The organism is Pallidibacillus thermolactis (assembly GCF_025660415.1).
Taxonomy (GTDB): domain Bacteria; phylum Bacillota; class Bacilli; order Bacillales; family Caldibacillaceae; genus Pallidibacillus; species Pallidibacillus thermolactis.
In genome coordinates, this window is record NZ_JAOUSE010000037.1 from 21,838 (window position 1) to 31,902 (window position 10,065).

Here is a 10,065-nt window from a genome sequence, read left to right on the forward strand (position 1 = left end):
ATCCGACTTTTTACTCCCACGATTTTTCTAAAAAGTTTTGCGTATAATATTTTTTATAAACTCCAACACCGATATGGGTAAATTTTTTACTTAATAATGTTTCACGGTGACCTTTACTATTTAACCAGCCACTAACAACAGCAATACTATCCGTATACTGGTAAGCAATATTTTCACCAGCTGATTCAAAAAATATGTTCCGCCTTGCTAGTCGATCCGCCAATTGGCCGTATTTTTCAGATTCATGGGAAAAGGTTTCTGTTTCGAACATATCTAGACTATGATTATAGGCAACATCTCTTATCGTATCATCCCAGGTTAATTCATTTAATGAGAATTCATTTCGAATAATATTCGTTAATTCAAATATTTGTTTTTCAGTAGCTTCATCCGCTTGCGACCACTCCGTATCTGTTACCGGTCCAGCTTCGATTAATTCCCCACGATAGGTCATATCATAAGGTCTATGTTTTACCAATGTTCTTTCATCCATAAAACGGACAAACAATAAGTTCCCTTCAAACTGGTCAAAGTATAACTGTGCATAAATATCACCTAATGGTATCAATGGATTAATATTTAAATCGTCTTCAAATAATTCAAAGCGATAAATCCCTTCCTCTGTTTTCAATTCAATCTCAGGTTGCATCGTCACTTTTTGATAAACAGATTCTAAATTTTCACCAATTTCAAAAGGGCTTGTATTAATATTTGGTGTGGCTACCGCAATTGAAACAATCGACTGATTTAATACACCGACCATCATATACTGTTCTTCGTCATTATATATATACCAGGAATATCCATAATAGGAAGGATCGATACGAGTAGGTTTTCCAAAGTTTTTTTGGAAGGTGTCAATCGTTTGACCGATATAAGTTGAAATCCCTTCAGTTGGTCGTTTGTTTTCATCTGGAAGGCTATCCTCATCAACATCCAATTTGTCATCTTTCACGATATCCTTCGATTCGTTTATTAGTATCTTCTCTTTCGTTTGAAACACATTAAGTGATATGCCGATTACTAATATGATCGTAAGTACAACTAGAATGCGAAATAAGCTTTTCAGAGGAACCCCTCCTTTCTGTATCTTCGATTTTTCTATTAAAAATATATGAGAAAACGTTAATAAATAGAATGTATTCTAAACGTTTATTTGACAGATATACAAGATCTTGTTTTGTATATGTTGATATAGAATACTCCTAACAATTCTTTCACTCCATTATAACATTTAATTTTTCTTTATTAAATATGAATATGTAAAAGAACACTTTGAAAAAGTACCACATATTTTCTTTTTAAAAATTAGAATTTATATAATCAAAAGAAAATTCCGTTTATTCGTTGAAATATAGGCGAATTTCATCTATTATTAATTCATAGAGACATTTGAAAATATAGTTGGAGGGGAAATCATGTACATTGAAAACACCGGGATTGAATCTTTAATTTTAGATTTAAATACGTTAGATGATATACTCCCACAATATGGTTTAATTCGTGCTGGCACATGGGATTATGAAAGAGTTACATATGATCGGAAAATCGTTCTTCATGAACACGTTTACTATTTAAGAGTTCAAGGCGAAGCCATCGAAGGGGATGTAGGTGCTCAGGATGCAACAATCCAATTAAAAGTTCCAATTTTAGGTAAACATTATTATCCACACGGCATTGAGTACGGAGAAGATGAGAACTTTCCGAAGGCTCTCGTTAGTCAATGTAAAAAAATTTTAGACACATTGTACACTGAGATAAAACCGTTAGCTAAAAAAGAGGAAGTAGAAGTAGAGGAATAATAATTCATTGTTGACAGAAGCTCATTCACTTTCGCAAAATAATGTACGAAAAAGTTAAGGCTGTTCATAGAAGGATTTCCTTTTATGAACAGCCTTTATTAAAATCCAAATATTGCTTTTATCATAGACGTTGTCTCGCCACCTGGATAGAGAACATAGAGCAAGATATAAACAACTACTCCGGTTATTGCGGTAAAAAACCATACTATGCTTGTAACCGGTCCTAATTTACGGTGCTTAACCAATAAATCTTTTAAACCTAAATAGATTGTGCGAAGTCCTAATACACCACCAACAGTTGCTAGTATAATATGAAAAATTAAAAACGTATGGTAAAACGGTTTTAAGCTGTCTGGACCACCAAAGGATGTATTCCCGTAAAAAATAGTGCGAGTTAAATAGATCGTAAGAAATAATACAGCAAAAACAGCAGCAGATAGCATCATTCTTTTATGTGTCTTAATATTTTTTTGCTTTATAAAATACCAACCAATCGCAACAAAAATTGCACTAATGACAATAAAAGAAGTACTCAATGTTGGCCAGAAATAAAATTTTTCCATTTGTTTCCCTCATTATGTAAGTTTTTTAAAATGTAACAGTAAGATAAAATTTTCTATGATTTAATATTTCTATAATCTTGGAACTGAACTGGCATCGGCTCATCTTTTTCTTTTTGATACCATTCACGTAATATCCGGTAAAGAATTCCCCCATATATAAATTCCTGTAAAACTTTCATTAATACACCACCTGTTTGCTGATCATATATTGGTGGCATAAAGCTAAACATTTCTGGTCCCGATAATTGCAAATCTGCCATAACAGACGGTGGGACACATAAAGTTAATGAATTGATCCAACTTTGGAGACTCGTATATGTTTCATACAAGGGTTGATTATTAAAAATTATTAAAGCACATGCAGGTGTAATTAATACACTATTGGCAAACAAATAACCGACCTTCCATAAGCCGTGCAGCTTTGCTTTCTCCACTTTATTTAATAATGGCCACCACATAAATAAGGCGAAAATAAATAATATAATCGTATAGATACTATGGTACCAGAAATTTGTTTTGACTAAATCAAAAATGAATGGAATATGATAAAACGAGAACAAACCATTAAATAAGACGAGCGCTATAATTGGTTTTGTAAAAAATCGAAAGGCCTGTTTAATCACAGGTAAGGTGAGGAGTTTCTTCCACATCCAAACCGGAATACTTGCAATCAATAGTTGCGGAACAAGCAGAAATAAAAAAGCCATTTGAATCATATGGAACGTAAACATTAAATGACTTAACAAGTCCATCGGTGAACCTTTTAAAACGTATACAAGAAATGCTGTCGTGATAAATAATATTGCTTGTTTTTTCGTTAATGGTTCGTTCCCTTCAAACAAATGACGTTTCTTTATCGCTAAGTAGAAAAACCCCCCAATAACTAATACAATAAATATGAATAAATATGGACTCCACAAAGCACGAAAGCCAAACTGCTCAAGTTGGTAAAACATAAGGCACCCCTTTATATGAATAATTATATCTACTTTTCTATCTTTTCGAAACAAATAGATTTGACATCATTTTGACTTTTTAACCAGTAGTCATTAAACCTTAATAATTGAAAAATACATATCGAATTTTTTTCATTTTTTATAGTAAGTTAAGGGGCTCGCCCCTATTTATTGTCTCACCTTTCTTGCTAGGGTGAGACTTTTTTGGACAGCCCCTTCATCTATACGTTAAATAATTACCACCATATAATGGTCATAAAGCAAAGGACAGTAATGAATGCTACAAATATAGCTGAATACATAAAAAGCATTACCATTCCATGTCCTTTTTCACTTGCATGCATGAAGTAATACAGTTGAAAAATAACTTGCACACAAGCTAGAAGCAAGATAATAGGTATAACGAAGGTTTTCGGAAACCCGTCGTATCCTACTGCTAAAAAAGCAACTAAAGTTAGAAAGATCATTAATATAAAGCTAATAAATTGGTTCTTCATTCCTTCGGCGCTTTTTCTTTTTCGATATTCATACTGAGCCTTTAATTCATGATTATTCATATTGTTATTTTCCATTTGCTTCACCCCAAAATTCCCATTAAATAAACTACTGTAAAGATGAAGACCCAAACAACATCGATAAAGTGCCAGTAAAGACTTGCAACGTAATATTTCGGTGCATTATATAAGTTCAGTCCTCTTTTTTGGTTTCTAAAGATCAGTGCTAATATCCACCCTAATCCAAAGCAAACGTGGGCACCATGGGTACCAACTAGGGTATAATAAGCACTACTGAAAGCACTGCTAGAGAACGTAAAATTATAATGATGCACATAATGATTAAATTCATAGATTTCTAGAGCTAAAAAGGAAGCGCCTAACAAGACCGTAATGAAAAACCATAATTGCATTTGTTTAAAATTATAGTTTCTCATATGATAAATCGCATATACACTTGTTAGTGAACTCGTTAATAGAATAGCCGTCATGATAAATACAAGTTCTAAGCTGTAAATATCGGCAGCCAACGCATGTTCCGAGTTAGGAACCGAGTCTTTTAATGCTAGATATGTTGCAAAAAGTGATGCGAACAATACGGTCTCACCTGCAAGGAAAAGCCAAAATCCGATAAATTTATTTTTCCCTTCATGCGTCGCTGTTTCCGGATGTTCCGGCCATGTTTGTGGTGTAAATTTTTGATCTAGTAAATTCATGAGACTTTTCCTCCTTTCGCATCATTCTCTATATCCTCTTTTGGAATGTAGTATCCTAAATCATCACGGATAGAACGAACTAACATAGAACCAAACATTAAGGCAAGACCTAAGATTAAGACAACGGTTCCCATTGGATGGCCATCTCCAACAGAGTTTAGTGGATTATACATCGCACCAAATGCGGCGATAAATAATCCTAAAGCGATAAAGAATGGAATTATTGAATTGTTTGGCATATGAATATCTTGAAGTGGTTCAGACGGTGTTAATTCATCCTTACCTTCCATTTTTTCAATCCACCATGTATCTTGACCTCGAACTAACGGAATTTGTTTAAAGTTATAATAAACCGGTGGTGAGGATAAAGCCCATTCCATTGTACGACCGTCTTGCCATGGATCATTGCCAACCCGTTCCTTTTTCAGGCTTGTGACAACTACATTGACTAATAATACAATGACACCGATTGCCATGAAAAATGCACCCATGGAACTAATGAAGTTATACAAATCAAAACCTTGATTAGGTAAAAATGTTGCTACTCTTCGCGGCATTCCCATTAAACCTAGAAAATGCTGAACGAAAAATGTCATATGGAATCCAACGAAGAAAAACGCAAATGTAACATATCCTAACTTTTCACTTAACATCTTCCCAAACATTTTTGGCCAATAAAAATGTGTTGCAGCTAAAATAGCAAAAACAACTCCGCCGATAATAACATAGTGGAAATGAGCTACAATAAAGTATGTATCATGTAGCTGATAATCTAATGGAGCTGCTGCTTGCATAACCCCTGTAACGCCACCCATAACAAAGGATGGTATAAAACCTAAAGCATAAAGCATCGGAACAGATATTTTAATACTTCCTCCCCACATCGTAAACAACCAGTTAAAGATTTTAATACCCGTAGGCACTGCAATTGCCATTGTCGCAACAGCGAAAATCGCATTTGCTACATTTCCTAATCCAGTTGTAAACATATGGTGAGCCCAAACCATAAAACCTAAAAATCCGATTAAGATCGTTGCAAATACCATCGATGAATACCCAAATAATCGTTTTCTTGAGAATGTTGGAATAATCTCAGAAAATATACCAAAGGCTGGCAGTATTAAAATGTATACTTCCGGATGTCCAAATATCCAGAAAAAGTGTTCCCAAATGATTGTGTTACCACCCATTGTTACATCAAAAAAGGCAGATCCGAATAGCCTGTCAAACATTAAGAAAAATATACTAATGGTTAATGGTGGAAATGCCATTAAGATTAGTGATGATGCAATAAAAGTTGTCCATGTAAATAAAGGCATCCTCATAAATGACATTCCTGGTGCACGCATCGTAATGATTGTTGCCAGGAAGTTAATACCGGACATTAATGTTCCGAAACCTGAAATTTGAATACCTAATGTATAAAAGTCAATCCCATGTCCTTCTGATCGCAATGATAAGGATGCATAGGAAGTCCAACCGGCATCAGGTGCTCCACCTAAAAACCAAGATAAGTTTAAAAAGATTCCTCCCCAGAAAAAGAGCCAAAAACCTAAAGCATTTAAAAAAGGAAAGGCAACATCTCGAGCACCGATTTGCAATGGTACAACAGCATTCATAAATGCAAATAATAACGGCATTGCTGCTAAGAAGATCATTGTTGTTCCGTGCATAGTCATAATTTCATTAAACAATTGTTCGTTTACAAAATTGTTTTGTGGTTTCATCAACTGAATTCGGATGAACATCGCTTCAATCCCACCGAGCAAGAAGAAGAAACCACCCGCTCCCAAATACAAATGTGCAATCTTTTTATGATCCACTGTTGTCAGATATTCCCATACAGTGGATGCAAACCCCTTTTTGACTGCAATACTACTCAAGCTACAAACCTCCCTTTAACTTTCGTATTAGTTTTGTGCTTTTAAACTCATTAAATATTCAGCTAAAGCATCTAATTCTTCATCAGAGAAATTCTCAGAGTCATACATTAAGTTGCCTGGTTTTATATCTCCAGGATTTTGAATCCACTTTTTGATGTTTTCTTTTGTGTAAGGGAGTATTCCAGCAACCGTTGTTCGATTACCAAAATCAGCTAAGTTCGGTGCAATTCTTGCATTGGCAGGTGTTGAATTGTCAGGTGTAACAGCATGACATCCTATACAGCTATTCTCAAAAATTTCTTTTCCTTGTTGTGCTACTGCTGTTGTAGGTTCAGTTTCTTCAAAGTTTTGCATAGCTTTTACCCATTCATCAAACTCTGATCTTGGAACTGCTTTTACTTTAAAGTCCATATACGCATGGGATGGACCACAAAGTTCAGCACATTTTCCATAGAAAAGATTTCCTGCTTCATCTGCCTTTTCTGAGTCAAATTGTAAGTAGAAATAATTTTCATTATCTGTATTCGTATCCATCTTACCGCCAGCTGCTGGCACCCAGAATGAATGCTTTACATCAGAAGCGATCAAGTTAAAATATACTCGTTCATCTGTCGGTACGACTAAATCTTGTGAAGTAACAATCCCTAAATCAGGATATTCAAACTCCCACCAATATAAGTTTGCCCTCACATTTACGACTAGATTTTCACGATTCCCGTCTTTGTCTACCTTCTCTTTCCCGGAAACATTCCCTAATTCAAAGGTTTGAAGTAATGTAGGGACGGCTAAAATTAGTAGCAAAACGATCGGGATAACAGTCCAAATAAATTCTAATTTATGACTCCCTTCAATTTGTTTTGGAATTTTGTCTTCTCCCACTCTTTTTCTTCTAAAACGAATGAGAACAATTAAATAAATGATGACAACAACCACTACAACTAAAACCATGATCCCAGTACTCAAAAGAAGTAAATCAAATTGTTTTTCTGCCACTTCACCCGCTGGTTTCATCGTTGATAAGAAAGGTTCTCCACATGCTGTTAGAATGAGTGCAACGATAAGTAGCGATAAAAAAAGGCACCATTTTTTCATTGTGAATCTCCCCTTTTAGTAAAATATAAACAGCAGAGTTTTTCCACTCTTTATATTATATTATTTCTTTAAAATTTTACAAAAATTTAATGCAAAAATTTTCATATTAACACTGTGCATATAGTGCTAATATGAAAATTTATAACCTTATATTAGTGTAGCAATAACCATACTTACAAATAATATCGTTAAATAATTTAATGAATAGACAAACATTTTAGTTGCCCATTTCATATCATCTTTCTTATAGTTTACAAAACCTAACACTAACCAACCAATATTCAACATTGTAGCTAATGCAACAAAAACAATTCCTAAATCGACTAAAAAGATTGGTAATGGTAATAAACACGCAACCCATACCAACGTTTGTCTTTTCGTAATCTCATTGCCATATACGACGGGTAACATCGGAATACCTGCAGTTCGATAATCATCTGTCTTTTTCATTGCTAATGCTAAAAAGTGAGGAATTTGCCAAATAAACATTATAATAAATAATACCCAGGCTACGGTGTGTAAATCTGGATCAATGGCTGCCCAACCAATTAATGGAGGTACTGCTCCAGAGAACGCACCAACAACTGTATTAATGGTGTATTTTCGTTTAGTCCACATTGAATATAGCACAACATATACAAATGATCCGAAAGCACCCACTAATCCTGCCGTTACTGATGTCGTGAAAAGAAATAATAAACCAATCGTAACAAAGGAAAGACCAATGGTCAGTGCAAATGTTGGTGTAAAGTTCCCGGTAACGGTTGGACGTTTTTGTGTCCGTTTCATTTTTGTGTCAATGTCAATATCAATATAATTATTTAATGCACAGGAACCTGCTATGACTAACCAAACACCAATAGTGGCAAAAATTACTTTATCTAAATATGGTAAAAAGTTCAAACCATTGTAGAATAACGCTAGCCACATCCCCGTTATGGCAGTGATAATATTTGAATTAATGATACCAATTTTAATTAATGCCAAAAAGTCTTTAAAGACAGATGTTTTTACATCCTCATTATTCAAATCTTCTTTTCCTTGATGAATGTCTTTATTAATTGCTTTACTTTCCAAGATAGTGCCTCCTTTCATCAAAGGAAAGCCTTTCATTTATACTATAAACGATTCTGTTAAAGATTTCTATTATTTGATATTAGTAATTTTGGATAAGCTTTCCACTCACAATGTAAACGTTTAAATAAATACGCTTATATTTTATATTTAAACATAAATAGTAGATTTTTGTGGATGAATCCGATGATTTTTTTGACAATTTTGTGACTTTTTGAAAATTCATAGTTTATCATTTTACTTCTTTACCAATTTCAGCTAAAAATATAAATATAGGAATTGTTTTTATTTTTGGATTATTTATTCTTTGTTAATTTTTTTGATATTGACCATATTCCTTATCAAGTAGGTGAAATCTGTTGCTTAAAAAATTAAAAATTTTAGCCGTTTTTTCTACACTCGGAATGCTTTTGCTTTTATTGGGAGGAGCGTTAGTAACAAAAACGGACTCAGGTGATGGTTGTGGCGCGTCATGGCCATTATGTCATGGACAGTTCATTCCGACTCATTTAACTGTCGAAACGATGATTGAACTTTCTCATCGTGTAGTAACAGGTATTGTTGCCCTTATTGTTACTATTTTTGCCTTCGCCTGTTGGAAATATATTGGCTATATAAGGGAAACAAAATTTTTATCAATTACTGCCGTTGGCTTTATTATGATACAAAGTTTAATAGGAGCAGCAAATGTTATATGGCGCCAATCTGACTTCATATTGGCTATTCATTTTGGTGTTTCCTTAATTTCTTTTGCTGCTGTTTTTCTTCTGACTTTACTTGTATTTGAAATTGACAAAAAGTTTAATGCTGAAACACTTGTCATTGACAAACGAATGACATTACATACCGTAGGAATTGCGTTATTCAGTTTTTTTGTAATTTACACAGGGGCATTAGTTAGGCATACAGAATCAAGCATGGTATGTAACAGTTGGCCGCTTTGTCAAAGTGGAATTTTGTCATTACCAAACAATATGTATGAGTGGATTCAAATGGGGCATCGTATTGCTGCAGGGCTCTTATTTTTATGGATTTTTTATGTCATGTATGTAGCTATAAAAAATTATAAGAATGAACCGATTATATACTACGGTTGGATTACTGCCTTTATTTTAATTACCTTGCAAGTCATATCTGGAGCTTTCGTCGTCTTTACGAATCTAAATTTAATCATTGCTCTTTTTCATGCATTGTTTATTTCAATTTTGTTTGGCGTATTAAGTTACTTCATTTTCCTTATCTCTAGAAGCAAATTGAATAAAGAAAACGCCGAAAAATTCTATAAAAGTAAAAAGATGTATCCGATTACGATGGAAAAATAATTATATCGATAAAAATTAGGGGCTGATTTTCAGCCCCTAATTTCAGACTGTCGACAAACCCCAACTCAAATGCTTCATTTGAGTTGGGATTTGTCTTTTTTTGCTCATCATTTTCTAAGATTCTTATCTTATTTAGGCTGGACATGGTCTTTTCCATGTCCAG

The 10,065-nt window shown here is 34.0% G+C and carries 11 protein-coding genes; 2 read left to right on the forward strand and 9 right to left on the reverse strand.

What is annotated here, in order from left to right; genetic code table 11:
• Positions 1-10 precede the first annotated feature (10 nt).
• Positions 11-955: a CAP domain-containing protein gene (locus OEV82_RS11480; protein ID WP_263061960.1), complete on the reverse strand. Its 945-nt coding sequence runs from the start codon at positions 953-955 to the stop codon at positions 11-13.
• Positions 956-1,418: 463 nt separating this feature from the next.
• Between OEV82_RS11480 and OEV82_RS11485 the strand changes: the two genes are divergently transcribed.
• Positions 1,419-1,802, forward strand: a complete 384-nt coding sequence (locus OEV82_RS11485; RefSeq protein ID WP_173661583.1) for a YugN family protein — start codon at positions 1,419-1,421, stop codon at positions 1,800-1,802.
• A 98-nt stretch (positions 1,803-1,900) separates the two neighbouring features.
• Here OEV82_RS11485 and OEV82_RS11490 read toward each other — a convergent pair whose 3' ends face one another.
• From OEV82_RS11490 to cyoE, 7 genes are all read right to left on the reverse strand, one after another.
• Positions 1,901-2,365: a DUF420 domain-containing protein gene (locus OEV82_RS11490; RefSeq protein WP_173661580.1), complete on the reverse strand. Its 465-nt coding sequence runs from the start codon at positions 2,363-2,365 to the stop codon at positions 1,901-1,903.
• A gap of 53 nt (positions 2,366-2,418) precedes the next feature.
• Positions 2,419-3,321 carry a cytochrome c oxidase assembly factor CtaG gene (gene ctaG / locus OEV82_RS11495; protein ID WP_173661578.1) on the reverse strand — a complete coding sequence of 301 codons (903 nt, stop codon included), beginning with the start codon at positions 3,319-3,321 and terminating at the stop codon, positions 2,419-2,421.
• Between the two features lie 236 nt (positions 3,322-3,557).
• The gene (gene ctaF, locus OEV82_RS11500) at positions 3,558-3,893 is read right to left on the reverse strand and encodes a cytochrome c oxidase subunit IVB (RefSeq protein WP_173661576.1); all 336 of its coding nucleotides are present in this window, start codon (positions 3,891-3,893) and stop codon (positions 3,558-3,560) included.
• A gap of 5 nt (positions 3,894-3,898) precedes the next feature.
• Positions 3,899-4,531 carry a cytochrome c oxidase subunit 3 gene (locus tag OEV82_RS11505; protein WP_173661574.1) on the reverse strand — a complete coding sequence of 211 codons (633 nt, stop codon included), beginning with the start codon at positions 4,529-4,531 and terminating at the stop codon, positions 3,899-3,901.
• On the reverse strand, positions 4,528-6,414 hold the full coding sequence (gene ctaD, locus OEV82_RS11510) for a cytochrome c oxidase subunit I (RefSeq protein ID WP_173661572.1): 1,887 nt from the start codon (positions 6,412-6,414) through the stop codon (positions 4,528-4,530). The genes OEV82_RS11505 and ctaD overlap by 4 nt, the downstream gene beginning before the upstream one ends.
• Positions 6,415-6,441: 27 nt before the next feature.
• On the reverse strand, positions 6,442-7,506 hold the full coding sequence (gene coxB / locus OEV82_RS11515) for a cytochrome c oxidase subunit II (protein WP_173661570.1): 1,065 nt from the start codon (positions 7,504-7,506) through the stop codon (positions 6,442-6,444).
• A 147-nt stretch (positions 7,507-7,653) separates the two neighbouring features.
• Positions 7,654-8,556 (reverse strand): heme o synthase, encoded by a 903-nt coding sequence (gene cyoE / locus OEV82_RS11520; RefSeq protein ID WP_263061962.1) that lies wholly within the window; start codon positions 8,554-8,556, stop codon positions 7,654-7,656.
• Positions 8,557-8,939: 383 nt separating this feature from the next.
• Between cyoE and OEV82_RS11525 the strand changes: the two genes are divergently transcribed.
• Entirely contained in the window at positions 8,940-9,902 is a 963-nt protein-coding gene (locus OEV82_RS11525; protein WP_173661568.1) for a COX15/CtaA family protein, read from the forward strand.
• Here the strand turns inward: OEV82_RS11525 and OEV82_RS11530 are convergent.
• Positions 9,886-10,065 (reverse strand): hypothetical protein (locus OEV82_RS11530; RefSeq protein WP_263061961.1); only part of this gene is annotated, 180 nt, incomplete at its 5' end. The two genes, OEV82_RS11525 and OEV82_RS11530, sit on opposite strands and share 17 nt — an antisense overlap.